This window comes from Streptomyces chattanoogensis, assembly GCF_001294335.1.
In the GTDB taxonomy this organism is placed as follows: Bacteria; Actinomycetota; Actinomycetes; order Streptomycetales; family Streptomycetaceae; genus Streptomyces; species Streptomyces chattanoogensis.
On record NZ_LGKG01000147.1, the window covers coordinates 1 to 25,112 of the forward strand.

The 25,112-nt window shown below is 69.7% G+C and carries 15 protein-coding genes and 2 pseudogenes; 14 read left to right on the forward strand and 3 right to left on the reverse strand.

What is annotated here, in order from left to right:
- Together ADL29_RS45450 and ADL29_RS46660 are read left to right on the forward strand one after the other, a co-directional pair.
- Nucleotides 1-2,778, forward strand: a pseudogene (locus tag ADL29_RS45450) (type I polyketide synthase); the annotation flags it as partial.
- A gap of 228 nt (nt 2,779-3,006) precedes the next feature.
- Nucleotides 3,007-3,687 (forward strand): annotated as a pseudogene (locus ADL29_RS46660) (thioesterase domain-containing protein); the annotation flags it as partial.
- 177 nt (nt 3,688-3,864) lie between these two features.
- Here ADL29_RS46660 and ADL29_RS23665 read toward each other — a convergent pair.
- Both ADL29_RS23665 and ADL29_RS23670 read right to left on the reverse strand, forming a co-directional pair.
- Nucleotides 3,865-5,241 carry a glycosyltransferase gene (locus tag ADL29_RS23665; RefSeq protein ID WP_053925616.1) on the reverse strand — a complete coding sequence of 459 codons (1,377 nt, stop codon included), beginning with the start codon at nt 5,239-5,241 and terminating at the stop codon, nt 3,865-3,867.
- A 163-nt stretch (nt 5,242-5,404) separates the two neighbouring features.
- On the reverse strand, nt 5,405-8,914 hold the full coding sequence (locus tag ADL29_RS23670) for an ATP-binding protein (protein ID WP_245689602.1): 3,510 nt from the start codon (nt 8,912-8,914) through the stop codon (nt 5,405-5,407).
- A 478-nt stretch (nt 8,915-9,392) separates the two neighbouring features.
- On the opposite strand from ADL29_RS23670, the gene ADL29_RS23675 reads away from it, so the two are divergent.
- Both ADL29_RS23675 and ADL29_RS23680 read left to right on the forward strand, forming a co-directional pair.
- Entirely contained in the window at nt 9,393-9,971 is a 579-nt protein-coding gene (locus tag ADL29_RS23675) for a LuxR C-terminal-related transcriptional regulator (RefSeq protein ID WP_078971227.1), read from the forward strand.
- Nucleotides 9,972-10,234: 263 nt separating this feature from the next.
- Complete coding sequence (locus tag ADL29_RS23680) at nt 10,235-11,161, forward strand: STM4015 family protein (protein WP_053925619.1); 927 nt, start codon at nt 10,235-10,237, stop codon at nt 11,159-11,161.
- A 24-nt stretch (nt 11,162-11,185) separates the two neighbouring features.
- On the opposite strand, the gene ADL29_RS23685 is transcribed toward ADL29_RS23680, so the two are convergent.
- The gene (locus tag ADL29_RS23685) at nt 11,186-11,413 is read right to left on the reverse strand and encodes a hypothetical protein (RefSeq protein ID WP_053925620.1); all 228 of its coding nucleotides are present in this window, start codon (nt 11,411-11,413) and stop codon (nt 11,186-11,188) included.
- 233 nt (nt 11,414-11,646) lie between these two features.
- Here ADL29_RS23685 and ADL29_RS23690 point away from each other — a divergent pair, with 233 nt between their 5' ends.
- The 10 genes from ADL29_RS23690 to ADL29_RS23730 all read left to right on the forward strand — a co-directional run bounded on the left by ADL29_RS23690 (nt 11,647) and on the right by ADL29_RS23730 (nt 25,112).
- Nucleotides 11,647-12,216, forward strand: coding sequence for an RNA polymerase sigma factor (locus ADL29_RS23690; protein ID WP_053925621.1), 570 nt, complete (start codon nt 11,647-11,649; stop codon nt 12,214-12,216).
- 161 nt (nt 12,217-12,377) lie between these two features.
- A complete protein-coding gene (locus tag ADL29_RS23695; RefSeq protein ID WP_053925622.1) occupies nt 12,378-12,620 on the forward strand; it encodes a hypothetical protein in 243 nt (80 codons plus the stop codon).
- A 775-nt stretch (nt 12,621-13,395) separates the two neighbouring features.
- On the forward strand, nt 13,396-15,996 hold the full coding sequence (rph, locus tag ADL29_RS23700; RefSeq protein ID WP_053925623.1) for a rifamycin-inactivating phosphotransferase: 2,601 nt from the start codon (nt 13,396-13,398) through the stop codon (nt 15,994-15,996).
- 25 nt (nt 15,997-16,021) lie between these two features.
- Nucleotides 16,022-16,195, forward strand: coding sequence for a hypothetical protein (locus ADL29_RS41430; RefSeq protein ID WP_342671178.1), 174 nt, complete (start codon nt 16,022-16,024; stop codon nt 16,193-16,195).
- A 766-nt stretch (nt 16,196-16,961) separates the two neighbouring features.
- Nucleotides 16,962-17,174, forward strand: coding sequence for a hypothetical protein (locus tag ADL29_RS23705; RefSeq protein ID WP_157878555.1), 213 nt, complete (start codon nt 16,962-16,964; stop codon nt 17,172-17,174).
- An 852-nt stretch (nt 17,175-18,026) separates the two neighbouring features.
- Nucleotides 18,027-19,505, forward strand: coding sequence for a sugar transferase (locus ADL29_RS23710; protein ID WP_053925665.1), 1,479 nt, complete (start codon nt 18,027-18,029; stop codon nt 19,503-19,505).
- A gap of 73 nt (nt 19,506-19,578) precedes the next feature.
- Nucleotides 19,579-20,904 (forward strand): nucleotide sugar dehydrogenase, encoded by a 1,326-nt coding sequence (locus ADL29_RS23715; RefSeq protein ID WP_053925625.1) that lies wholly within the window; start codon nt 19,579-19,581, stop codon nt 20,902-20,904.
- Complete coding sequence (locus tag ADL29_RS23720; RefSeq protein WP_053925626.1) at nt 20,894-22,174, forward strand: glycosyltransferase family 4 protein; 1,281 nt, start codon at nt 20,894-20,896, stop codon at nt 22,172-22,174. Before ADL29_RS23715 ends, ADL29_RS23720 begins: the two co-directional genes overlap by 11 nt.
- A complete protein-coding gene (locus tag ADL29_RS23725) occupies nt 22,171-23,538 on the forward strand; it encodes a Wzz/FepE/Etk N-terminal domain-containing protein (protein ID WP_053925627.1) in 1,368 nt (455 codons plus the stop codon). Before ADL29_RS23720 ends, ADL29_RS23725 begins: the two co-directional genes overlap by 4 nt.
- A complete protein-coding gene (locus ADL29_RS23730) occupies nt 23,535-25,112 on the forward strand; it encodes a Wzz/FepE/Etk N-terminal domain-containing protein (protein WP_053925628.1) in 1,578 nt (525 codons plus the stop codon). The genes ADL29_RS23725 and ADL29_RS23730 overlap by 4 nt, the downstream gene beginning before the upstream one ends.

Consider the following 25,112-nt stretch of genomic DNA (forward strand, 5'->3'; position numbering starts at 1 on the left):
GGCGGGTCGCCGAGGGGCTGTCGTACGAGGCGCCGCAGATCCCGCTGGTCTCGAACGTGACCGGGGAGGTCGCCGCCGAGGGGCTGGTGTGCTCGCCCGGCTACTGGGTCCGCCATGTGCGCGAGACCGTGCGCTTCGCCGACGGTGTCCGGGCCCTGGCCGCCGAAGGGGCGTCCGTCTTCCTGGAGTTGGGCCCGGACGGTGTGCTGACGGCGATGGCCCAGCACACCCTGGACGAGACGGCGGTGGCGGTCCCCGTATTGCGCAAGGACCGGCCCGAGGAGACCGCGCTGCTGACCGCCCTCGCCCACTCTTGCGGACTCCGGCGAGGTGGTGCTGACGGGCAGGCTGTCGCTGCAGGCATACCCGTGGCTGACCGACCACACCATGGGCGGCAGCGTCCTCTTCCCGGCCACCGGCTTTCTGGAGCTGGCGATGCGCGCCGCCGACCAGGTCGGCTGCGACCGGGTCGACGAGTTCGTCCTGATGACCCCGCTGGTGCTCGCGGAGGAGAGCGGTACGCAGGTCCAGGTGCTGGTCGGGCCCGCCGACGAGAAGGGGAGCCGCTCCGTCTCGGTGTACTCGCGCCCGGACGGTGACTTCGACCAGCCGTGGGTGCAGCACGCGGGCGGCACGCTGACCAGCGGTGAACGGCTCGTGGACTTCGGTTCCACGGTCTGGCCGCCGCAGGGCGCGGTGGCCGTCGACCTGGAGGGCTTCTACGACACGACTGGCTACGGCCCCGCGTTCCAGGGCCTGCGCTCGGTGTGGCAGGGCGAGGACGGTGCCTACGTGGAGGTGGCGCTGCCGGACCAGGTCGCCGACGATGCCGGGGCCTTCGGGCTCCACCCGGTGCTCCTGGACGCGGTGCTCCAGTCACGCCGGATGGCCGGGATCGGCGCTGCGGGGGACAAGCTCCTGCCCTTCGCCTGGCGGGGCGTTTCGCTGCACGCGGGCGGCGCCTCGGTCCTGCGGGCCCGGGTGATCAAGACCGGCGAGGACACGGTGTCCATCGTTGCCGTCGACGTCGAAGGTGCCCCCGTCCTGTCCGTTGAGGAACTCGTCCTGCGAGCCCAACTGACCGATGCAGAAACACCGTTGACGGCGCGGCGCGGCGCGGAGCGCGACGCACTGTTGTCGTTGGAGTGGGTGTCTGGTCCTGAGGTGCGGTCTGCCGAGGTGCGGTGTGTGTCCTTGGGCGTGGATGAGCTGGGCCTGGGCGCGTCGGTCGCCTCTTTGGCGGAGCTTTCCGGCGATGAGGATTTCGTGGTGGTTCCCGTGTCCGGTGTGGGTGGCGATGTGCCGTTTGCCGCCCATGAGTTGACGGCCCGGGTTCTCGGTCTGCTTCAGGAGTGGGCCGGCCGGGAGGGTTCCGGCGCTTCGCGTCTGGTGTTTGTCACCCGTAACGCAGTCTCCGCCGATGCGGGGGAGTCGGTGGCGGACCTGGCCGGTGCGGCGGTGTGGGGTCTGGTGCGTTCGGCGCAGTCGGAGAGCCCCGGGCGGTTCGCGCTGGTGGACCTGGAGGCCGGTTCCGGGGATCTGGTGGAGGTGCTTGCGGGTCTGCCGGGTCTGTTGGCTGCTGGGGATGCGCAGTTCGTGGTGCGCGAGGGTGTTGTGCGGGTGGGGCGGCTGGCGGAGCTGGGTGGTGAGGGTGCGGGGGTGTCGTCGCGGGCGTGGGATGCGGACGGCACGGTGCTGATCACTGGTGGTACCGGAGGCTTGGGGCGTGAGCTGGCCCGGCATCTGGTGGCGGAGCGCGGTGTGCGGCATCTGCTGCTGGTCAGCCGGAGCGGACCCGAGGCGCCGGGCGTCTCCGGACTGAGCGACGAACTGGCCGCCCACGGCGCGCAGATCACCGTGCGTGCCTGTGACGTGGCCGACCGGAAGGCGGTGGACGCTCTCGTCGCCGCCGTACCGGCCGAACACCCGTTGACCGCCGTGATCCACACGGCCGGTGTTCTCGATGACGGGCTGGTCACCTCGCTGACGCCGGAGCGGCTGTCGGTCGTACTGCGCCCGAAGGCGGATGCCGCCTGGCATCTGCACGAGGCCACCAAGAACCTCGACCTGGCCGCCTTCGTGCTGTACTCGTCCATCTCCGGGGTGCTTGGCTCTCTGGGACAGGGCAACTACGCCGCAGGCAACGTCTTCCTCGATGCGCTGGCCGGGCACCGGGTGGGCCTGGGGCTGCCCGCGCAGTCCCTGGCCTGGGGCGCCTGGACCCAGGACGGCGGCATGACCGCCAACCTCTCCGACACGGATATGCAGCGGATGGCCTCGTACGGGACCGCACCGCTGAGCCCCGAGCGCGGCCTGGCTCTCTTCGACGCCGCTACCGCCAGCAGCGCGGCCCACCTCGTCGCGGTCGGCCGCGTCTCCGGACCGGTGCGGGCCCAGGGCCCCGTCCCGTCGATGCTGCGCGGCCTGGTCAAGGGCGCCCGCCGTACAGCCGTGAACACGACAGGAGAGACGGCCGTACTGCTCGCCGACCGACTGCGAGCAGCGCGCCCCGAGGAGCGCACGCAGCTGATGACCGACGTCGTACGGACCGAGGCCGCCGCCGTCCTCGGACACGCCTCAGCCAAGAACGTCGACGCCCGCAGGGAGTTCTATGAGCTGGGCTTCGACTCCCTGACCTCCGTCGAACTGCGCAACCGGCTCTCCACCCTCACCGGACTGCACCTCTCGGCAACCGTGGTCTTCGACAGCAAGACCCCCACCGACCTCGCAGCCCGGCTCCACGCCGACCTGGCCGCCCAGTCGGCCCTGGACGGCTCCGCGTCGCAAGCGGGCTTCCTCCCGGCCGCCGCACCCGAGACCGACTCGCTCGAGCGGATGTTCCTCGATGCCTTGGAAAGCGGCAGGATCCCGGAGGCCCAGCGCATGCTCTCCGCCCTCGGCGCCCTCCGCCCGAGCTTCGAGAACACCGCCGAACTGGAGGATCTGCCGCTCCCGGCCACCCTGGCCGAGGGCCCCGGCACGCCGCGGCTGATCTGTGTCAGCACTCCCACCGCCAACGGCGGCGTACACGAATACGCCAGGCTCGCCGCATCCTTCCGGGGCGAGCGCCACGTCAGTGCGCTGCCGCTGGTCGGCTTTGCCGCGGGGGAGCGGCTACCGGCCACCCCCGAGACCGCGGTGCGGGTCGTCGCGGAGAGCACGCTTCGCGCGAGCGACGGCAACCCCTTCGTCCTGGTCGGGCACTCGTCCGCCGGCGCCTTCGCCTACCTGGCGGCGGCCCTGCTGGAGAACACCTGGGGCATCAGGCCCGAGGCCGTGGTGCTGCTGGACACCCTCAGCCTCCGGCACGAGCAGAACGAGACGATCGACTACGCGGGCCTGATGCGACGCCACTTCATGGTCGACGAGGTCTCGCCGGTACGGATGACGAACTCCAGGCTGTCGGCGATGGCGCGCTGGATGGGCATGCTGAACCAGCTCGAAGTGCGGCACACGACCGTTCCCGTGCTGATCATCCGTGCCACCAAGGAGACCTTCGGCATCGGGACCGACTCGGGAGTGTACGGCGAGGACCACGGCAGCCCGGTCGACGTCCGTAGCGTGGACGCGGACCACTTCTCGATGGTCCGCGACGATGCCCCGGAGACCGCGCGGATCGTCAAGGAATGGCTCGACTCCCTCAGCAACACATCACAACGGCAAACGAGGGACCAAGGAGCGGAGTAACCGAGTAACCGAGTAACAACGGCACAGCGGCAGAACGCCACGGCGGGCGGCCACCAGGCCGCCCGCCCGGACGTATCCGGGACGCGGTCGCACGCGAGACGGCCGGCTGCCTGAGCAGCCGGCCGTCTACCGGGTACTGGAGAATGTCACCACCCGTGCGGGTGTACCCGGGGGCTCTCAGGCCAGGGCCGGGAGCGCGAGAAGCAGGCTGGCGGCGGTCTCCCGCCCGCCCGCCGAGCGCATCAGGGCGGCCCGCCGCTCCGACTTCTCGTGGAAGGACGGGGTGCCCAGGACCCTCGTGAGCTTGTCGACGATGTCGTTGACGTTGAAGTTCTGCGGCTGGTCGAGGGTCAGGCTGATGCCGAAGTCCTGGCCGCGGACGGCCTGGTCGTAGCAGTCCACCCACAGCGGTCGCACCACGAGCGGCTTGCCGAAGTACATGCCCTCGTTGTAGCCGTTGCCGCCGCCGTGGGTGAAGAACACCTTGACATGCGGATGAGCCAGCACGTCCATCTGCGAAGGAACCCAGCTCTCGACACGCAGGTTGCCCGGCAGCGACGCCATGGGCGGCAGCAGATGCTGCTGTTCCGAGGGCAGCTTCCACAGCACCTGGTGTCGGCCCTCCAGCCGCCGGGCCACCTCCACCATGGAGCCGACCTGCTCCCGCGTCAGCCGGGTGATCGTCCCGAGCCCCACGTAGACCACGGAGGACTGGGCGTCCAGCCACCGCGAGAGGTCCTGGTCGTCCGGCGCCTCAGGCAGCGGCGGCACCATGGCACCCACCAGCCGCATCTTCTCCGGGATGTCGAAGGGGTAGTCCAGCTCGGCGATGGAGTTGCACAGCACCAGCTCGGCGTGCTCGATCCGGGCCATGAAACTGGCCTTCGGCAGCCCGAGTTCCTTGCGCCGCCGGTTGTCCTCCGCGAGGACCCTGCCCAGTCGGGGGTTGAGGAACATCGCGAAGGTCCGCAGCTTGAACAGCTCGTTGCGGACGCGCTGCGTGAGCGTCATCCGCCGCGACAACCCCGTGTGCGGGACGGGGAAGCCCCGCGGGGTGTAGCTCTTCGCGAAGTGCGTATGCGCCGTCAGCACATTGCTCGGCAGGAACGGCACGCTCAGCACGTACGGGATCTTCCGGGCGATGGCCACGTCGACCGCGAAGCTGCTGATGCAGTCGATGACCATCAGCGCCGGCCGGACCTCGTCGACGACAGCCTGGAGACGGCGGAACTTCTCCGCCTGGATGCCGGGCCTGTAGGTGTGCCTGACCACCGCGCGGTGAGCCTTGAAGCGCGAAGGCTGCGTTACCTCGCGGTAGATCTCATCGCTCCACGTCACGGCCGACATTTCGGAGTCGACTTCGCCCAGGGAGGCGAACTCCACAGGGGAGCCCTCTGCGATCCGCTTCACATCGTTGCGGCGCGGCTCGTCGGTGGCGAACCAGAGGTCCTCCACGCCCTGGCGAGAGAGTTCGCCCGCCAGCACGAGCAGCGGATTGAGCAGGCCGCTCTCCGGAAGGCTGACGAAGAGGATCGGCCGTCGGGCGGATTCCATGGATTCCCTTTCACCGGTGGCAGGCTGGGCTCGGCGAGCACGCCTGTGTGCGGGGTGATTGGTCGCACCTACCTTTGATGTCACGCCGGGCGTCGGGAAATCCTTAGACTTGGCCCCGGACCGGACGAGCCAACTGACGAGGCAGGGCATGGGCCCACCACGCTCATCGGCCGGAGTCGGGCCCGTCCCGTCCTGGGTCCCAGCCTGCGAGCGCCTCGTCGGCACCGTGGCCCAGCAGTTCGTGGAGCAGCGCGGTCGCGGGCAGTGCCGGGTGGAGGTACACGCGCTCGCGGCGTTGTTCGACGGCGGACAGCAGCATCCGGAAGGTGTTCCTCGCCTCCTCGATCCGCCCGCCGTGATGTTGCGCCTGACCCAACAGGCCCAGGTGGAGCGGGTGGCGTATGTACGTCCTGGACTGGCTCAATTCGGCCAGCGAGGTGTGCATGAGGGCGAGGCCATCGTCGTGATCTCCTGCATGCACCAGGCCCCACCCTTTGACGACGCCCAGCATTGCCCTCCAGTAGAGAAGTCCATGGTCGCCCGCAACGCGGACGCCCTGGTCGCTCGAGGCGAGTGCGGTGCGGGTGTCCCCCTCCCAAGCCGCCACGACCCCGTCCACGTACAGCGCGAAGGAGCGGTCGGACGGCCTGCTCTCGTACTCGGTGAGGGTCAACAGCTCACGTCGGCGCGCGTCGGCGGTCTGCCGGTGCCCAAGGAGCCAGTGGGTGAAGGTGTCGTAGGAGCGGCAGGAGACGCGCGGGTCGTGCTGGAAGGTACGCGCCAGCGCATGACCCTCGTTGGCGAAACGATCTGCCATGCCGACGCCGCGCTCCAGTTCGGCGAGCGCCTGCGGCAGCATTCCGCGCACATGCAGCACGATGCCTTCGCCGTACGCCGCACCGAGCGCCGCCACGGGCTCCCCGGTCTGCTGCGAGATGTCCCGCAGCAGTCCCGACAACTGCCGTGAGGTGTCGTAGCGGCCGGTGACCAGGTGTGCCGCGCACAGCGCCCAGAGCACCGACGGGTCCTCGGGGGCATGAGTGACCGTGCTGAGGGCGCGACCGCGCATCAATGCCGCCTCGGCCTCGGGGTGGCCGTAGCCGCGAGTGGTGGCGAGTACCTGGCCGAGTTGAATGTGCAGCCTCTGTTCCAGGCTCACCGTGGCGGAATCGTCCGGCGGCAGGAAGCCGACCAGGTGTACTGCGCGGCGTAGCCAGATCTCCACCTGCTCGTACGCCATGGACTGCTCGGCGTGTTCCACGGCGAGCAGCAGCCGAGGCAGCACCTCCACGGCGGGCAGTGCACTCTTGGCGTGCCAGCTGTGATGTGCCACCCGCTCGATCTCCTCGTCCCCCACGTACCCGCGCCTGCGTGCGCACAGTGCGTCGGCGACCCTGGCGTGCAGGCGGTGACGGTCCTCACGGGGGAGCTCGTCAACGAGCGCCTCCTGGACCAGGGCGTGAGCGAAGTGCAGCTGCCCCGGATGGTGCGGGTCCTCACCGAGCAGGCCGGCACGGATGGCCGACTCAAGACCCGCGATGACCGGTTCGTCGCCCGCGGCGATCCGGCGCAACAGATCGGTGTCCACCTCGGCGCCGATGATGGCGCACAGTCGAAGCACCCGCAGGACCGGCTCGGGCAGCGCGGCGAACCGCTGGTGCAGCGCCTCGCGCACGCCGGTGGGAATGTGAGCCAGCAGCGCGTCCACCGCATCCGGGCGATGGAGCTTCCGCGCATCGCCCACAAGGGAGAGAAGCTGCATCACAAAGTACGGATTGCCTGCGCTGCGGCGGTGCAGCACCTCGACAACCCTCGGGTCCACACCAGCTCCTGCATGTGCCTCGACGAGGGCGCCGACGGCTTGCAGGGAGAGCCCGCCGAGCCGCAGCGTCTCGGTCCTGGGGCCACGGAGTACGCAGGAGACCATCCGGCGCAGCTCTGCGTCCGACTCGGCCTCGAACTTCCGGACCGTGAGCACGATGCCGAGCGGATGGCCCTGGCAGCGGGTGCTCAGCAGCCTGAGCAGGTCGAGGGAGGCGGTGTCCGCCCATTGCAGATCCTCGAGGAGCAGCACGAGCGGGTGTTGCCCGGCGAGGGTGAGTAACACCTCGCAGACCGCGTCGTGGGCGAGGAAGCGGGCCTGGGACCAGTCGGAGGCCCATTGCGGGCCTCCGGTCCGGGCCGCCGACCGCTCGGGCATCAGTGGGGCGAGCAGGGCGCCGTACGGTTCCGTCGCCTTGCGGAAGGCGTCCGGCCGGGTGGCGGACAGCCGCCGCAGGATCTGGGTCCAGAGCCAGTAGGCGGGGACGCCTTCGCCGGGGAAGCAGTGGCTCCAGATCACCTCCAGCCTGGGGCCCTTCTCCTGCGCGTCCATGCTCTCCAGACGTGCCGCAAGTTCCAGCAGCAGGCGGGTCTTTCCGACGCCTGCCGGGCCGAGGACGCCGGCCACATGGCCGTGGCCCACGACCGCGCTCGCGGCGGCGGTCGTCAGGCGGTCGAGGTCCTGGCCGCGGCCGATGAACGGCGAAGGGACAGCCGTCCACCCCGACTCGAACTCCGGGGATGCGCCGGCCGCCGTGGCGGCTGCCGACTCGTGTTCCGGCCCGGGCACGGGCTGCCACCGGGCTGTCCCCGCTTGCGTGCCGGCGGCATCCGTCCGCGCGCCCGGCGGCACATCGGTTCGCGCCTCCGGGCGCGCCTCGGTCCCCGTGGTCCCCTCCCGTTCGACGGCCGCCCCGGAGTCATCCGTCCCGTTGGCGTCGTTGGTTGCCACCGCCCGGCCGTGCCCCTGGGGCGTGACGGCCGTCCTCCCCGCCCCGGAACCCCCGAAGCCCTCGGGGTTCTGTTCTCCGTCGTCTCCGGTCTCGTTCCTCACGACCGGGACATGTGACGCTCCGGTGGACTCCGGTGGTGTGGGAGGCAGCTTCTTCGAGGGGGCGCTCGCTTCCGGCTCCTGGCGCAGGATCGCGTTTCTGACCCGGCGTAGTTCCGCTGCGGTGTCCAGTCCGAACTGCTCGACCAGATGACTACGCGTCCGCTCGTACACCTCAAGCGCCTCGGCCTGCCGCCCGAGCCGGGACAGCGCCGTCATGAGGTGGCCGACCAGCCGCTCCCGCGTGGGATGACGGCGCGCCTCCCCGTCCAGATCGGCGGCGACCTCTTCGGCCGCGCCGAGAGCCAGCCGCGCCTCCGCGCAGGACTCCACGGCGGTGAGCCGGAGCTGTTCGAGTCGGGTGCACTCGCCACTGAGCGGCAGATTGCCGTCGAACTCCGCGTAGGGCGAGCCGCGCCACAGCCCCAAAGCCTCCGTGAGCAGGGCCTGCGCGGTACGCGGATCGTGCTGCTCCAGCAGCCGCCGTCCGTCGGTGACCAGACGCTCGAACCGGCAGGCATCGACCTGTTCGGGATCGAGATCGAGGACGTAACCGCGCGTCCGATGACGCAGCACCGAAAGTTGGCCCGTTCCCGCCACTGTATGCAGGGCCCGGCGCAGATGAGAAACATGGCTTTGGAGCGTGGCGACGGCGTGTTGGGGTGCCCCGTCACCCCACAGTTCCTCGATGAGCACTTCGGTGGGCACCACGCGGCCAAGGCGGATGAGCAGCAGGGCGAGCAGTGTTCGCCGGCGTGGCGGGCCGAGCGGCAGGTCATGACCGTTGCGTCGCGCCGACATGGGCCCCAGAACGTTCAGGAAGAGCTCAGCCCCGCCGGTCGTCGTGGGTGACACGTTTGCGGTCGGAGGTGCGTGCATGACGGTCCCCATGGCTCTCGCGGATATGGCTGACGGACGATTTCGAGCTGACTGTTCTCCTACCGTCCTCTGCGGATCTTGACATAGAGAAAGCACCTTCCAGGGTGGATGCCCATCGATTGGCAAGAAAGCGGCAGGTGTTCGGCAAGGATTTCGACAAGGGGTCCGGAAAACGATGGCAGGCGATGGCAAGGGGCCGCCAGTGGCACGACCAGGACCCCGCAAGGGCGATGACGCACAATGTTCAACATCTGGAGATACCGCTGGTCCCAGGGTCGATGACGCCCCTGATGACGGCCTTCACCGCCGCTCGCCAGCCTCCGAATAGATTTCGCCCTCAAGTTCTCTGACAGGGAGCCCTCTCTTGCTGAGTCCAGCACCTGCAGTTCCGGGCCTTTGCATGGCGAGCCTTGATAAAACGTTGACCATCCAGCAGGCGAACCAGGAGTTCTTCCGGCAGTTCAACGGCTCGTCCGAGGACCTATGCGGCCGCAATTTCCGTGACGTGGTGCACCCGAGCGTGCAGCAGCCGTTAGTGCGCCAATTCTCCAATTTACTGGAAGGGAAGCATCAGCGATTCGTCACGCCCGTCATTGCCGTGGGGCCCGGCGAGGGGTCCGCCTTCACCGTTCCCCTCACCGCGGTCGCGGTGCGCGGCGGCCTGCCCGACACGACCGCGATCCTGGTCATGATGCCCTCGGCCGGGGAAGCCGAGGGGGCGCAGGTCGTGACCAAACGCAAGAAGATCCTCTCCGCGATGGACGCGCGCATCCTCGAAGGCATCGCCGCCGGCGTTTCCACCGTCCCCCTGGCAGCCAGGCTCTACCTCAGCCGGCAGGGCGTCGAGTACCACGTGACCTGCCTGCTGCGGAAGCTGAAGGTGCCCAACCGCGCCGCGCTGGTCTCCCGCGCATACTCCATGGGCGTGCTCAAGGTCGGCACCTGGCCGCCGGAAGTCGTGGACGACTTCGTGAAGTGAGCGGCCTGGGGCCCGCGCGGTCCGTCGCGAGCGGGCATCCGCTCGCGACGGTGACTGGGGCGGCGTTCGCCCATCGGCGGTCGAAGCGCCGACTGGCCCAGGCGTGCACGCGTTGGCGCGGCACTTGGGGCTCGTCGATCCCTGGATGCCTGCTCTCGTCCGGGTGCCTGGGCGGGACGTGCGAAAGCCGGCCGCCTCGTAAGGGCGTTGGGGTGGTGTGGTTCGATCCCTTGGGTCACTTCCCGGAACGAAGGCGAGCAGCAATGACCGGCTATCTGCGCACCAAGGAGTTCCACGGCCGGCCCTTGCAGGCGTTCGATCCGGACGGTGGTGCAAGGGCCGTCCGGCAGGGACCGGCCTGGAGTCTGAGCGCGCCGGTCTCGGGACCGCCCGAGTTCCCCGAGGTCTTCGAGCGCTTTGTGCAGTCGGTGGACACCACCCAAGTCACCACTCTGGTAGTGGGTTTCACAGGCTTCGACGGCCCGGACGCCGCCACCTCCCTGCTTGCGGCCGCCGAGCGCTTCCCGCAGTTGCGGGCGTTGTATCTCGGCGACGAGGAGGACTTCCCCTGCATCTGGCAGACCGACCTCACACCCGTCCTTGAGCGCTTCCCGCTGTTGGAGAGACTGGACGTCCGGGGCAAGCAGGGATGGGAGCTGCAACCCTTCCGTCATGCCGCACTGAAAACCCTGCGGTTCGAGTCCTGCGGCCTGCCGTCCGGCGTCCTGCAGGCGGTCGCGGCCAGCGACCTTCCCGGGCTGGGACACCTGGACCTATGGCTCGGCGTCGATGACGACGGGCTCGAAGTGGCCGACGTCTTCGATCTGACGCCCCTCCTGAGCGGAGAGCGGCTGCCTTCGCTGCGATCCCTGGGCCTGGAGAACAGCTCGATCCAGGACGAGATGGCAGAGGCGGCATCGACCGCTCCTGTGGTGGCGCGCCTCCGGTCCCTGAGCCTGGCCCTGGGCGCGCTGAGCGACCGGGGCGCGGAAAGCCTGCTCTGCGGACAGCCGCTGACCCATCTGCAGCGTCTGGACCTCCACCACCACTATCTGTCCGACGGCATGATGGAGCGACTGCGGGCCGCATACCCGGATACCGACGTCGACCTCGGCGAGGCGCAGGGCGAATATCACGGTCCCTTCGACGATGAGGCCTATCTCTGGGTCGCCGACGGACGGGACTTCTGAGCGGGCGGGACGGCAAGCCGGCTCCTACCGGCGCGACAGCGAAGCGACGACCGTCGTGAGGAGGGTGACGCCCGCGAACGCCACACCCAGCGGGGTGCCCAGGGACGGGTGACGCCACGTCACGTACACGAGGATGCCCGCACCCATCAGCCCCAGCAGTGCCAGGACGAGCATCAGCAGCGACCAGACGGTACGCGCCGGCACGGTGTCTTGCGGCTGAGGGGTGCCCTCGTCCGGAATTCTCGTGGGCATGACCACTCCTGTCTTGGGGGTGCCGGAGGCACGGGGTGGATGACTGGACGGAGACCGTGGGGCCGGTGGGGAGTCGGCCACTCAGGGCCGCGGCGTCTCCTACCACTCCAAGTCCCGCCGTCCCCACGGGAATTTTCCTTTCCGGGCCGTGAAAAATCCGCGGTCCGTTCCGCGTCCATAGAGGGAGCCCGGGGCGTTGAAGGCAGCACCCGGACAGCGGAGAGGCACCACACATGAGGCACCTCGCAGACGGCGGCGACGACTCCCCGGAGTTGTCCCGCAAGCTGTCGAAGGAACGCGAGGCGGCGCTGAAGGAGGCGCTGAGCAGCGTTGTGCCGCGGCTGATCTCCTCGGTCACGCGGGTCACGCACGACTACCACCTGGCCGAGGACATCACCCAGGAGGTATGCATCGCCGTCTTCCAGGAGTTCCGTAAGGGAACGAAGTTCAACAAGCCGGTCATCGTGTTCGCCACCGCGGTGGCCCGCAACAAGCTCCGCGACTACTGGCGCAAGAGCTCCTCGGGCGAACGCCCCTACGACGAACCTCCCGAGCACGCCAGGCAGTTCAGCTCCAGTCCGGTCGCCGGCCTGGAGTACCTCGAGCTGCTCGAATCGGTGAAGGCGGCCATCGCCAACGAACGGCAGGCGGCCGTCTGGGAGCTCACACACATCTGGGGCCTCATGGGCCTCGAGATCGCCGAGCTGCTGGAGATCTCGTCGGCAACGGTCAGCCGTGAGCTGGCCGCGGCCGAGAAGAAGGCCAAGCTCTGCCAGGACGACGAGGAGGCGGAGCCGGCATAGGCGGAATCCGGGCTCCCGGCGGCCGCACACGGTGGCCGCCGTGCCCCGGCTCCGCCCCGGGGTGCCGGGTTGGATCCCGCCCGGTGGCCACGGCCGGTCCACTCACTGGCCGTGGCCGCAGGGTGGAATCCACCACACCAGTAGATCTGAAGGGGAATTACATGAGTGATCGACAGTCCTCTCCACACGAGAGGATGCTCGCCTACCTCCGGGCGGGGGACCGGCTCGTGCCTGGGGGGACGCGCACGGCCCAGGACTGGGACTCGCTGTACCGGGTGATCGCGGAAGCAGCCGACCCCCTCTGCGCAGAGCCCCCCGAAACGCCTGACCTCTCGTCGGAGGCCTGGTACCAGAATGCACTCGACACCGGGATGGAACGATCCGTGGTCAGGTGGGGCAAGTGACCCCAGAGGGAAGACCACACTCACGCGCCGGCCGGATCGGGATGGCCCGCCGCCCGGTCGCAGCCATCGCGGCCCTCGTGTGCGCCGTTGCTCACCGCAGGTGGGGACGGACGACGTATGTGACGGCGTTCCTGCGGACTCTCAATCCTGCCTGGTGCAGGTTCCTGGTAGCAGTGGGACGAGAGTCCGCCTAGAGGGCGAAGGACCGGTCGGTGTGGCCATACAGGGGGAGGGCCACACCGACCGGCCCCGCCATTGCCTGGACCGCTCCGGTGTCCCGTGACCGGGCGTATGGATGTCGGCCGATGTGAGCTACGGCGGCCGTCAAGCGTCCGTTTGGCGAGCGACATCCGCCTGGGCCAACCACGCGTACCCGTACGCGGCGTGCCACCACTTCGCGAGAAACGTGCCGGCCCAGCTGGACGGCAAAAAGGCAAAGGCAAGGAGATGCCTCTCCTCGCCACTCTTAACGTATAGCGCACTGGGGGGCTTGCGGCAAGACCCGGGTGGTGACGCAAAATCGTCGGCCGAGGCCACAAGCTGCAGAAATGGGGCACGACGTGCGTGTGTTGTCGACGTATGGGGGACGCGGTGGCGTCGAACCAGTGGGGGGACCGGCAGTGCGGTCGCGAGCGCTCGGGGCGGTGGTGCGGGGGTGCGCGCCACCCGACTCGTCAGACGGAGCGCTGACAAGAGGTTCGGCAGAGCTGGAGGCTCCGGTGATGCGATCGGCCAGTGCAGGGCGACGGGACACGACTGCCTCGGAGGTAGCGCGATGATCGAGCAGTACGTGTGGGATCTTCACGAGGTTGACGAGACGCAGGTCGCGGTCGTCGGCGGCAAGGGCGCGCACCTGGGCGGGCTGTCGCGGATCGAAGGCATCCGCGTGCCGGCCGGCTTCTGCGTGACGACGGACGCCTTCCGGCGGATCATGGCGGAAGCACCGTCGATCGACGATCGGCTCGCTCAGCTGTCGCGTCTGAACCCGGACGACCGGGAGGCGATCCGCACGCTCAGCGCGCAGATCCGCCGGGCCATCGAAGGGATCGCCATCCCGGGCGATCTCGCGGCGGCGATCACCCGCGCGCTCGCCCGGCTCGGTGAGCACACCGCCTATGCCGTCCGATCCAGCGCGACGGCAGAGGACCTGCCCACGGCCTCCTTCGCCGGCCAGCAGGACACCTACCTGAACGTCGTGGGGCCGACGGCGATCCTCCAGCACGTCAGCCGGTGCTGGGCCTCGCTGTTCACCGAGCGGGCCGTGACCTACCGCCAGCGGAACGGCATCGACCACCGTACGGTCCATATGGCCGTGGTCGTGCAGCAGATGGTCTTCCCCCATGCGGCCGGCATCCTGTTCACGGCCGACCCCGTCACAGGCAACCGGAAGGTCGCCACCGTGGACGCCGGCTTCGGCCTCGGCGAGGCCCTGGTCTCCGGCCTGGTGAACCCGGACGTCTTCACGGTGCGGGACGGCGAAGTCGTCAGCAAGGCGATCGCCGCCAAAGAGCGTGCCGTTCAGGCCCTGTCGGCCGGCGGCACGCAGGAAGTGGCGATCGACGCGCAGCGGCAGGAGCAGCCGGCGCTGACGGATGCGCAGGTCGTGCAGCTCGTGCAGCTCGGGCGGCGGATCGAAGCGTACTTCGGCCGCCCGCAGGACATCGAATGGTGCCTGGTCGACGATGGCTTCCGGATCGTGCAGAGCCGGCCGATCACGACGCTGTTCCCCATCCCCGACATCGGCGATCAGGAAAATCACGTCTACCTCTCCGTCGGGCATCAGCAGATGATGACCGACCCCATGAAGCCCCTGGGCATCTCCATGTGGCAGCTGACGGCGATGGCGCCGATGCACGAGGCCGGCGGGAGGCTGTTCGTCGACGCCACCCGGGCCCTGGCCTCGCCCGCGGGTCGCGCCGGCTTCCTGGACCTTGTGGGGAGAGGCGATCCGCTGGTCAGGGACGCACTGGAGACCGTCCTCGACCGCGACGGTTTCGTTCCGTCGCTCCCGGACGCGGGTCCCGGCAGGCGGTCGGCCGGTGCGCCCGCCCCGATCGAGACCGATCCGGCCGTCGTCACCAAGCTGATCGAGCGCAGCCAGGCGTCCATCGCCGCCCTGGAGCGCGACATCCGGGCGAAGACCGGACCGGCGCTGTTCGACTTCCTGCTGGAGGCCTTCGAGGAACACAAGCGGGTCCTCAGTGACCCCTTGAGCATGCAGGCGATCATGGCGGGGATGGAGGCCACGTGGTGGCTCAACGACAAGCTGCAGGAGTGGTTGGGCGAGAAGAACGCGGCTGACACGCTCACCCTGTCCGCCCCCGACAACATCACGTCGGAGATGGGACTGGCGCTGCTCGACGTCGCGGACGTGATCCGCCCGCATCCGGAGCTGGTGGCGTTCCTGCAGAACGTCGACGTCGGGGACGAGGGCTTCCTGGACGGCATGGCGAAACTCGCGGGCGGGGCCGAAGCGCGCGACGCCATCGAGGCCTACCTCGACCGGTACGGCATGCGCTGCGTCGGCGAGATCGACATCACGAGGCCGCGTTGGCGCGAGCGCCCCACCACGCTCGTGCCCGTGATCCTCGACAACGTCAGGAACTTCGAGCCGGGTGCCGCCGAGCGGCGCTTCGAGCAGGGGCAACAGAAGGCGCAGGAGAAGGAACAGGAGGTGCTGTCACGCCTGCGGGCCCAGCCGGACGGGGACCGGAAAGCCGACGAGGCCAAGCGGATGATCGACCGGGTCCGGACCTTCATCGGGTACCGGGAGTACCCGAAGTACGGCATCATCAGCCGCTACTTCGTCTACAAGCGGGCCCTGCTGGAGGAGGCCGAGCGCCTCGTGCGGGCCAACGTGCTTCCTGAGAAGGAGGACGTCTTCTACCTCACGTTCCAGGAATTCCACGACGCCGTGCGCTCGCACCAGGTGGACGACCAGCTCATCCGGCAACGCAGGGAAGCCTTCCGGTCGTACCACGCGCTCACACCGCCCCGGGTGCTCACATCGGACGGTGAGGCACTCACAGGGGCGTACCGGCGCGACGACGTACCGGCCGGCGCCCTGACCGGCCTGCCGGTTTCCGCCGGGACCATCGAGGGAAGAGCCCGCGTCATCCTCGACATGGCGGAAGCCGATCTCGAAGCGGGCGATATTCTGGTCACGCCCTTCACGGACCCCAGCTGGTCGCCGCTGTTCGTCGGAATCGCGGGCCTGGTGACGGAGGTGGGCGGCCTGATGACCCATGGCGCAGTGATCGCCCGGGAGTACGGCTTGCCGGCCGTCGTGGGCGTGGAGCAGGCCACCCGGCTGATCCGGGACGGGCAGCGGATCCGTGTGCACGGAACCGACGGGTACGTCGAGATCCTGCCCTGATCGACCGGCACGCCACTGGGAGGTGTTGAGCGGGCGGGCACGCGCCCGGGCCAAGCCCGGCGACGGTCCGGTGCAGATCGTCCGGATGTTCACACTCGCCAAGGGCTCGGCGGTCAAGGCCCGTACCCAGGCGATCAACCAGCTCCAGGCCGTACTCTTCCCGCCGACCCGGTCCTGCGGGAGGAACTGGCCAGGCTGAACAACCCGGCCCTGATTCGCACCCGCGTGCGGATCAGGGCCGACGCCGCGCTGCACCGGCTCGTGCGGACCGCGAGGCCGCTTACCGGCCCACCGGCCTGCACATCAACGATTGCTCGCTGCCCGGGCAGATCCACACCGGCGCATCCGCGGTCCCAACGGTGGGGCTTGAGGTGCCCAAGACGTTGCTGCCGGCGGTGGGCTCACCGTCACCACCGAACACGGGGCGGAGTCAAGGTATTGCATGCGTCGTCGGAGCCTGGCAAGAAGGAAACGCGCGACGCCATCGGATCCGGGGCGGCTGGTCCGACTCCATGCGGGCCTTCCTCCGCCGGTACGCAGCAGCCCGGCGAAGGCGGCCCTGCGATGCTCTTGCTCGTCTGCCGTACGGCGCACCGAGACCGTGAGGAGGGGCAGACCGGCGCCCGAGTTCGGGATGCGGTCCGCTGCGCTCCGGCGCAGGCTGGAGGTATGACGGATGCCGCCTGTGATCGTGTATCCGTCATACAGCGGCGGCCGAGGAAGGTCGTGATCCGCAGGCAGGACGCCGGACGCCGGTCGCGCACGCGGCCCATGGTGATCTGATCAAGCTCCTACGCCGCGCCGGCCGCGATGTCGATCAAGGCGGCTCTCGACGACCGCGAGTTCATCGAGTGCGCGGCGGACCGGATGTGTGCACGGCACGAGGGCTGTCCGGTCCGGCGTGGACTCGTTCGTCCGGTCGTCGTCTTCCTTTTCCGGAGGTGGCCATGACTGGCAAGGTTCCCATGACTGGCACCACAGCGGTGCAGCACGCGCGGACCGCAACGCTTCCCAAAGAAGCCGAACTCGGCGATGTCTTTCGTATCGAGCACAGGAGCGGTGGTCCTCTTACTTGGGAGCCCTTCTGCACCATTTGGCTGTGCACCGGTCACGACCGCCTCACGTCCTTCGCCCAGTGGCAGCAGGTGCAGCTGGGCGAAGAGCAGCTCGGCGAGTAGACCGCGGGCCGTCGCACCCCTGCGACCTCGTCGCGTTTCTGGCAGCCGCCCTTCGAGCGTGGTGAGCCATCGGGCGACGACGGCGTCGATGAACTCGTCGGTCACGTCGCTGCGGTCGAGGAAGAGCCGAACGAGGACCGGCCCGTTGGGCCGGGGGTACTCGGCGTCGTAGAGCTGGATGCCTGAGGGCCGGCAGCGGTGTGTTGCGGGTTGTGAGGCGGTCCTGGCTGATGCGCACAAGGGCCTGGGCCCGGCCCAGCTGCCAGTGCCGGGACGCCTCGCGGGTGCCGGGGCCGTGGCCCAGAGAACCCCCATCATCACAGGTCACAAGGCACGTCTTCGTCGTCGAGGCACCAATAGGCGATCACCGGTCCGTGGGTCCAGCCTCAAAGGTTGGGCACATTTTGCACACATCCTCTCTACAAACTGGTCGCGGTGGTCTAGATTGACCGTGCTTCAGCTGGTCGGTCATGAGACGACCAATAACGATCTATAGGTCCGGCACTACGGAACGGTCAGCAGTCGCATCCCCAGCGCCGTGTGGGGGTGATCAATTCTTGGAGCCTCAGAGGGCCTTGAGTGCGGGGAGCACCCGAGGTTTCGACGGGTTTCCGTGTACCTCGAAGGTCTGGCATGCAGGTAAGTCCGCTGCCGCCAGGGTGGGTTGTTCAACTAGCGCTGAAATAGCCGCGATGTCATGCGCGGGGGGCTGAGGCCTCCCGAGGCGAAGAACAGCGCGGCGCGGGGGGCGGGGGCCTCCCGAGGGGTGGAACAGCGGGGGGCGGGGGCCTCCCGGGGGGAGGAACCGTGTTGAGCGAACACGTCGAACCCGCTGGCGACCTGGGGGGTTCCGTGCAGCAGGGGGAATTAGTCAGCCCTTTTCCATCGGCGCGCGGGCGTCTGGAGATCGGGGCGATCAGCCGGCCCGCGATCGACTGGGAGCAGCGGTACCGCCGTATCGTGATCACCAGCGACACCGTGGCCACCGCCTTTGTGGTGGCGGCGATCGGCGGCTTCTTCGGGGTCCGGGACGCGGCCAACTGGCACGAGAAGTGGAGAATTCTCGCCTTCGGCACCGAGCTTCTGGTGCTGGGAGCGCTTGCGGTGAGCCGGGCGTGGGCTCCGGCCGTGCTCGGCCAGGGCGCCGAGGAATTCCGCCGGCTCGGACGCTCACTGTGCACCGCGGCCGTCGTACTGGCGCTCGGCGGGATCGCCCTCACCTCGCGCAATATCAAGCTCTGGATCTTCGTCGCGATACCGGCGATCGCGATCGTCACCATGACCGAGCGGTATCTGCTGCGCCTCTGGCTGCACAGACAGCGGAAAGAAGGGCGGTGCCTGCGCCCGGTGCTCGCTGCCGGGAGCCTGGCCACCGTGCGCGACCTGATCACCCGGACCCGTAAGTTCCCGCACCTCGGCTGGCGGGTGGAGGCGGTGTGTACGGCGGACGGTCTCGGGCTCGACGGTGACCATCTGGACGGAGTGCCGGTCGTCGGCCGGCTGACGGATGTCGCCAACCACGTGCGCCGGGACGGCTACCGGGTCGTCGCGGTCACACCGCACCCGCACTGGTCACCGGACCGGTTGCAACGGCTGGCCTGGAACCTCGAAGGCAGCGACGCCGAGATGGTGGTGGCCCCCGTGCTCATGGAGGTGGCCGGCCCGCGGCTGCATGTCGACGCGGTGCTCGGGATCCCGTTGCTGAGGGTCAGCATGCCGATCTTCACCGGGGGCCGCCGGGCGGTCAAAGGGGTGGTCGACCGGGTGGGCGCAGCGATCCTGCTGATGCTGTTCGCGCCGCTGATGGTGTGTGTCGGGCTGCTCGTCCTGCTGGACAGTCGGGGCGGGGCGTTCTACCGCCAGCGCAGGGTCGGCAAGGACGGCCGCGAGTTCACCATTCTCAAGTTCCGCACCATGGTCGCCGGGGCCGACGGGGCACGTGCCGAGCTGGCCGATCGCAACGAGGGCGCCGGCCTGCTGTTCAAGCTCCGCCGGGATCCGCGGGTGACCCGGGTGGGAGGGGTGCTGCGCCGGTACTCGATCGACGAGCTCCCGCAGCTTTTCAACGTGCTCACCGGCTCGATGTCGCTCGTCGGACCGCGGCCTCCCCTACCGGAGGAGTGCGCCGCGTACGGCCCGGACATCCGGCGGCGGCTGCTCGTCAAGCCCGGCCTCACCGGTCTGTGGCAGATCAGCGGGCGCAGCGACCTGCCATGGGAGGAGGCGGTCCGGTTGGACCTGCGGTACGTGGAGGACTGGTCGCTCGCCCTGGACACGGTGATTTTGTGGAAGACGCTGCGTGCGGTGCTCCAGGGGCAGGGGGCGTACTGATGCGCGGGGGGCGTCGTCCGGTCGGCGTACGGACCGCAGGCCACAAGGGCCTGCCTGGGGTGAGGAACGGGTCATGAGAGTCAGCGTTTTCGGGCTCGGCTACGTGGGCTGCGTATCGGCCGCGTGCCTGGCCAGCATGGGGCACGAGGTCATCGGGGTGGACGTGAACCAGGTGAAGGTCGACCTGGTCAACGACGGCAAGGCGCCGGTGGTCGAGGAGCGGATCGGCGAGCTCATCGCCGAGGTCGTGCGGACCGGAGCGTTGCGCGCCACCCGCGACGTCCACGAGGCGATCACGGGCAGCGAGGTGTCGCTGGTCTGCGTGGGCACGCCGTCGGAGCCCAACGGCAGCCTGTGCACTACCTACTTGGAACGGGTCACCGAGCAGATCGGCGCCGCGCTGGCCGAGGGGGCCGAGCAGGGGGGCCGGCACACCGTCGTGTTCCGCAGCACCATGCTCCCGGGCACCTGCCTGAACCTGCTGGTACCGATCCTGGAGAAGAACGTCGGCGGCACGGCCGGGGTGGACATCGGGGTCGCGGTCAACCCGGAGTTCCTGCGCGAGGGCACGAGCGTGCGGGACTTCTTCGACCCGCCCAAGACCGTCATCGGCGAGCTCGACCCGGCAAGCGGCGATGTGGTGAGGGCGCTGTACGACGGCTTGCCCGGCGAGGTGTTCCGGGTGCCGGTCCCGACGGCCGAGGCAATCAAGTACGCGGACAACGCGTTCCACGGCCTCAAGATCGGCTTCGCGAACGAGCTGGGCGCGGTGTGCCAGGCACTCGGAGTGGACTCGCACCAGGTGATGGACGTGTTCCTGGCCGACCGCAAGCTGAACATCAGCCCCGCCTACCTGCGGCCCGGCTTCGCCTTCGGTGGCTCCTGCCTGCCCAAGGACCTGCGCAGCCTGGTCCACGCGGCGCGGCGGGCCGACATCTCGGTGCCCATCCTCGCCCACGTGCTGCCCTCCAACGCCGACCATCTGCAGCGCGCGGTGGGCCTGGTCGAGCGCACCGGCAAGCGCCGGGTGGGCCTGTTCGGGCTGTCCTTCAAACCCGGCACCGACGACCTCCGCGAGAGCCCGCTCGTCGAGCTGGCGGAGCGGCTCTTCGGCAAGGGTTACGACCTGCGGATCCACGACGCCAATGTGAGCCTCTCCCGGCTGATGGGCGCGAACCGCGAGTACATCGAGACCCGGCTGCCGCACCTCGCGCAGCTGCTTGCGGACTCCGTCGGCGAGGTGCTCGAGCACGCCGAGGTGTGCCTGGTCGGGACCAGGGATCCGGCCGTGCTGTCGGCGCTGCCCCATGGCGACGGCCCGGTGATTGTCGACCTCATCCACCTTCCCGACGCCGACGCGCGCCGGACCGAACCGGGGTACATGGGCCTTGCTTGGTGACACATCGTTTGGTGACACGGCCAGCGGCGACCGGCCGGACCGGCGCGCGCTGATCCTGGTGGAAAACCTGTCGGTGCCGTTCGACCGGCGGGTGTGGCAGGAGTGCACGACGCTGCGCGACGCGGGCTGGAAGGTGCACGTCATCTGTCCCCGGGGAAACAAGCGGGACACGGAGCCGGAGGCGGTGATCGACGGGGTGCAGATCCACCGCTACCCGTTGCGCGCGGCCACCGGAGGGCCGGCCGGCTATCTGCGGGAGTACGGATCGGCGTTGTGGCATACGGCCCGGCTGGCCCGCAAGGTCGGCCCGGTCGACGTGGTCCACGCCTGCAACCCACCCGACCTGCTGTTCCTGCCGGCACAGTGGCTGAAGCGGCGCGGCGCGCGATTCGTCTTCGACCAGCACGACCTGGTACCCGAGCTGTACCTCTCCCGGTTCGACCGCGGCGAGGATCTGCTCTACCGCGCCGTGTGCGCGCTGGAACGTCGGACCTACCGGGCCGCGGACGTCGTGCTCGCCACGAACGAGAGCTACAAGGACGTTGCGGTGCGTCGTGGCGGTCGACGCCCTGAGGACGTTTTCGTGGTCCGCAGCGCGCCCCAGGTCGACCGGTTCCAACCGGTGCCGCCCGAGCCCGAGTTGAAGCGCGGCAAGCCTCATCTGCTGTGCTACCTCGGTGTCATGGGCCCGCAGGACGGCGTCGACTATGCCTTGCGGGCCCTTGCGAAGCTGCGCGACGAGCTCCGGCGGACCGACTGGCATGCGGTGTTCGTCGGCGCCGGCGACGCCTTCGACGCGATGGTGGAGCTGTCCCGGCAGCTCGGGCTCTCCGAACAGGTGCAGTTCACCGGGCGCATTCCGGACGCCGACCTGGTGCGCTACCTGTCCACCGCGGACGTATGCCTTTCCCCCGACCCGCGCAATCCACTCAACGACGTGTCGACCATGAACAAGGTCCTGGAGTACATGGCGATGGGCCGGCCGATCGTCTCGTTCGACCTGAAGGAGGCGCGCGTCTCCGCCGGTGACGCCGCCGTCTACGCGCCCGCCAACGACGAGGCCGAATTCGCCGGACTCATCGCGCTGTTGCTGGACGATCCGGAGAAGCGGGCGCGGATGGGCAAGATCGGCCAGGAGCGGATCGACGGGCAGCTTTCCTGGCGGAACTCGCAAGCGTCGCTGCTCGCCGCCTACGCCGCTGCCTGCCGTGACCGCACTCCGGCGTCGGCGGGCGACCCGCTCCGGGCAGGGAAGAGGCCGCGCCGTTGAGCGATGACACGGTACGCCTGGTCACGATCGGGCGGATTCTCTGTCGGCGCTGGCGGCTTCTCGCCGTCGTCGCCGTGGTGGGCGCGCTCGTCGGCTACGGCGCCTCCCTGCTGTTCCCGCCGAGTTACACGACCTCGGCATCGGTACTGCTGGCGGGGCAGTGGGAGGAGCGCGAGCTGCTGACTCAGGCGGAAATCGCGGCCAGTTCGGCGGTGGTCGACCGCGCGGCTGCCACGCTCGGCTGGACCGGCGTCAGCGGCAGCGAGCTGCGGGATCGAGTGAGCGCACAGGCCGCCGACGGAAACATCATCAAGATCTCGGGTACGGCCGACACCCCGGAGCGCGCGCAGCGGCTCTCCGACCAGGTCGCCCGGCAATTCGTCGCCTTCGCCGCGCGGATCGCAGGCGACAGCACCGACCCCGAAGCGGCTACGGGGCCCGAGGCCCTGCGGCAGAAGGTGGCGCAGACCAACCGCCGCATCACCGACCTCGCCAATGCGGCCGATCCGGGGCAGACCGTGGAGAGCGTGCAGGCCCGCACCGAGCTCGAGCAGCTGCGTACCGCGCTGCAGGAGGCCATGAAGAAGCTGGACGAGGCCGACCTGGCGACCAACAAGGCCAACATGGTCGTCATGGGGCCGGCGGCCCGGCCGACCGGCGAGGCACCCCCGACGAGGATGCAGCTCACCGCCGCCGGGGCGCTGCTGTTCCTCCTGCTCGCGGTCATCGGCCATCTCGCCGCCGCACGGGTGAATCGCCGACTGCGCACCGAACCGGCGATCGCCGCGGCGCTGGGCTCGGCGCTGCTGGGTACCGTCGACGTGCCCGGTGAACGGCCCGGGCACCGGCAAAAAGGCCATGGCCCGCGGGCCTGGATCCGCCGGCTGCTGGGCGTCGACACCCGGTGGGACATACCGACCCCGCAGACGTCCGGCGACGAGGCCAGCAGGAGTATCCGCTACCGGCGGGTGTGCGCTCGCCTCCGGGACCAGCTGCCGGCCCCGCGGCGGCTGCTGGTTGTCGTACCGGACGGCGACGAGATCGCCCGCCGGGCCGCCGGGCAGCTCGTCGCCGAGGCCAAGAGCGATCCGCTGCTGCGAGTGGTGGGGGTTTCGGTGTCCCAGCCGATGGTGCCGGACCGCGACACCGAGTCCGGTGCCCTGGTCGTGCTCAGCGCGGGCAGCTGGACCGCAGGGGAGCTCGCCGGCATCGCCGAGGCGTGTGCGGACGGCAAGCACGAGGTCGTCGGCATCGTCGTCGCCGGCACGGTCCGGGCCCGTCCGACGCGGTCTGCCGGCCGTCCTCCGGAAGACGCCACTCTGGCGCTCGCGGTTCCCGGCCACGCGACGGGAGGTTCAGTGTGACGACGAGCGCTACGCAGCAGACACAGCAGTCGTCGGCCGCCGCTCCGCTGCTGGACCTGCAGGCGCTGGTGGTGGCGGTGCGCAGGCGTCGCCGCCTCTGGTGCTCCCTGGCGCTCCTGGGGCTGCTGGTCGGCGCGGCGGTGGCGGTCCTGCTGCCGGCGCCGCCGAGCGCGGTGACCAAGGTGCTGGTCGCGCACAAGGAGGACCAGCCCAACGACCCCGGAACGCTGATCCGCACCGACGCCGAGCTGCTGGGGACCACGCGGGTCGCCGGCAAGGCCCTGCAGATCCTCAAGTCGTCGGAAAGCCCGGAAGACTTCATGCGGGACTACCGGGGTACCGGCCTGACCAACAACCTGCTGCAGATCGATGTGACAGGTGACAGCGACGCGGAAGCGGTGAGCCGAGCCAAGGCGCTGGCCGATGCGTTCGTCGCCGACCATGTGAAGCGGATACGGGAGGCCGCGAACGCCGAGGCCACGACCCTGCTCGACCAGCGCGACCGACTGCGGGACGAACTCGCCCAGGTCAACACGGCGATCGGAGACCGAACGCCGGAGAGCGACCCGAAAGCGTCGGCGAGCATGGAGTCGCTCTTCGCCCGCCGGGCCGAGCTCAAATCGAAGATAGCCGATTTCGGCCAGCGCGCCGCGGAGGCGCGCATCGGCACCCCCCAGCTCATCGTCGGCACGCAGATCGTGGACGCCCCGCGCGCGGTGCAGCACTCCCTGCCGAAAGCCGCTGTCACCAACGCCGCGATCGGGCTCGTCCTCGGGCTGGTCCTCGGGCTCGCGTTGGCCGCGGTCGGCGCGGTGGTGGCGGACCGCCCCGTGCTGCGCCGGGAGATCGCGGCGAACCTGGGCGCCTCGGTCATCGCGGAGCTGCGCCGCGTGCCCCGCCGGCCGGCCAGGCCGTGGCAGCGCCGACGGACCCGGGCGGCACGCGAACGGCTCACCGCGACCCTGGCCCGCACCGTGCGCGGCGCCGCGGAACCGGTGTCGCTGCTGGAACTGGGCTGTGCGCGCAGCACGAGCGTGATCGCCCTGGACCTCGCCGGGGCACTGGCGGCGGAGGAGCCAGTGGTCATCGTCGACGGTCTGCCCGGCCCGCAGCTCGCCAACCGCCGCCAGAAGCCAGGAGACCCAACCGTGGTCAGCGGCGAGCGTGCCGCGGCCCTGTCGCATCAGGAGCGCCGGCTCGGCGTCGGCTCGGTCGCGCCCGGCACGGCATGGACCGACCTCCAGTACCTCGGCACTCAGACCGTGCTCGTCGTGCGTGCCGGGCACGGCAGCGCCGCATGGCTGCACACCGTGGCGCGGCAGCTCGCGGACCAGCGCATTCCGGTGATCGGTGTGGTGCTGATCGACCCCGATCCGCGTGACCGGACCGACGGCACCCTGTGGGACGGGCTGCACATCGCGCTGCGCGGCCAGAACGAGCGGCTGGCCCGACAGAACGGGACGGGCCGGCGGCGGACGGAGCGGCTGCCGATGTGGGCGAGTGGGGCCTCCCCTGCTCGAACGGAGTTGAGAGCCGGGGGAAGGGTCCCGGACAACGACCAGGAGGCGCGGTAG

Bases quoted from the DNA above. Each gene is read 5' to 3' on its own strand.
- ADL29_RS23665 (WP_053925616.1), bottom strand. From the start codon at position 5,241: ATGGAATCCGCCCGACGGCCGATCCTCTTCGTCAGCCTTCCGGAGAGC.
- ADL29_RS23670 (WP_245689602.1), bottom strand. From the start codon at position 8,914: ATGTCGGCGCGACGCAACGGTCATGACCTGCCGCTCGGCCCGCCACGC.
- ADL29_RS23675 (WP_078971227.1), top strand. From the start codon at position 9,393: ATGGCGAGCCTTGATAAAACGTTGACCATCCAGCAGGCGAACCAGGAG.
- ADL29_RS23680 (WP_053925619.1), top strand. From the start codon at position 10,235: ATGACCGGCTATCTGCGCACCAAGGAGTTCCACGGCCGGCCCTTGCAG.
- ADL29_RS23685 (WP_053925620.1), bottom strand. From the start codon at position 11,413: ATGCCCACGAGAATTCCGGACGAGGGCACCCCTCAGCCGCAAGACACC.
- ADL29_RS23690 (WP_053925621.1), top strand. From the start codon at position 11,647: ATGAGGCACCTCGCAGACGGCGGCGACGACTCCCCGGAGTTGTCCCGC.
- ADL29_RS23695 (WP_053925622.1), top strand. From the start codon at position 12,378: ATGAGTGATCGACAGTCCTCTCCACACGAGAGGATGCTCGCCTACCTC.
- rph (WP_053925623.1), top strand. From the start codon at position 13,396: ATGATCGAGCAGTACGTGTGGGATCTTCACGAGGTTGACGAGACGCAG.
- ADL29_RS23705 (WP_157878555.1), top strand. From the start codon at position 16,962: ATGACTGGCACCACAGCGGTGCAGCACGCGCGGACCGCAACGCTTCCC.
- ADL29_RS23715 (WP_053925625.1), top strand. From the start codon at position 19,579: ATGAGAGTCAGCGTTTTCGGGCTCGGCTACGTGGGCTGCGTATCGGCC.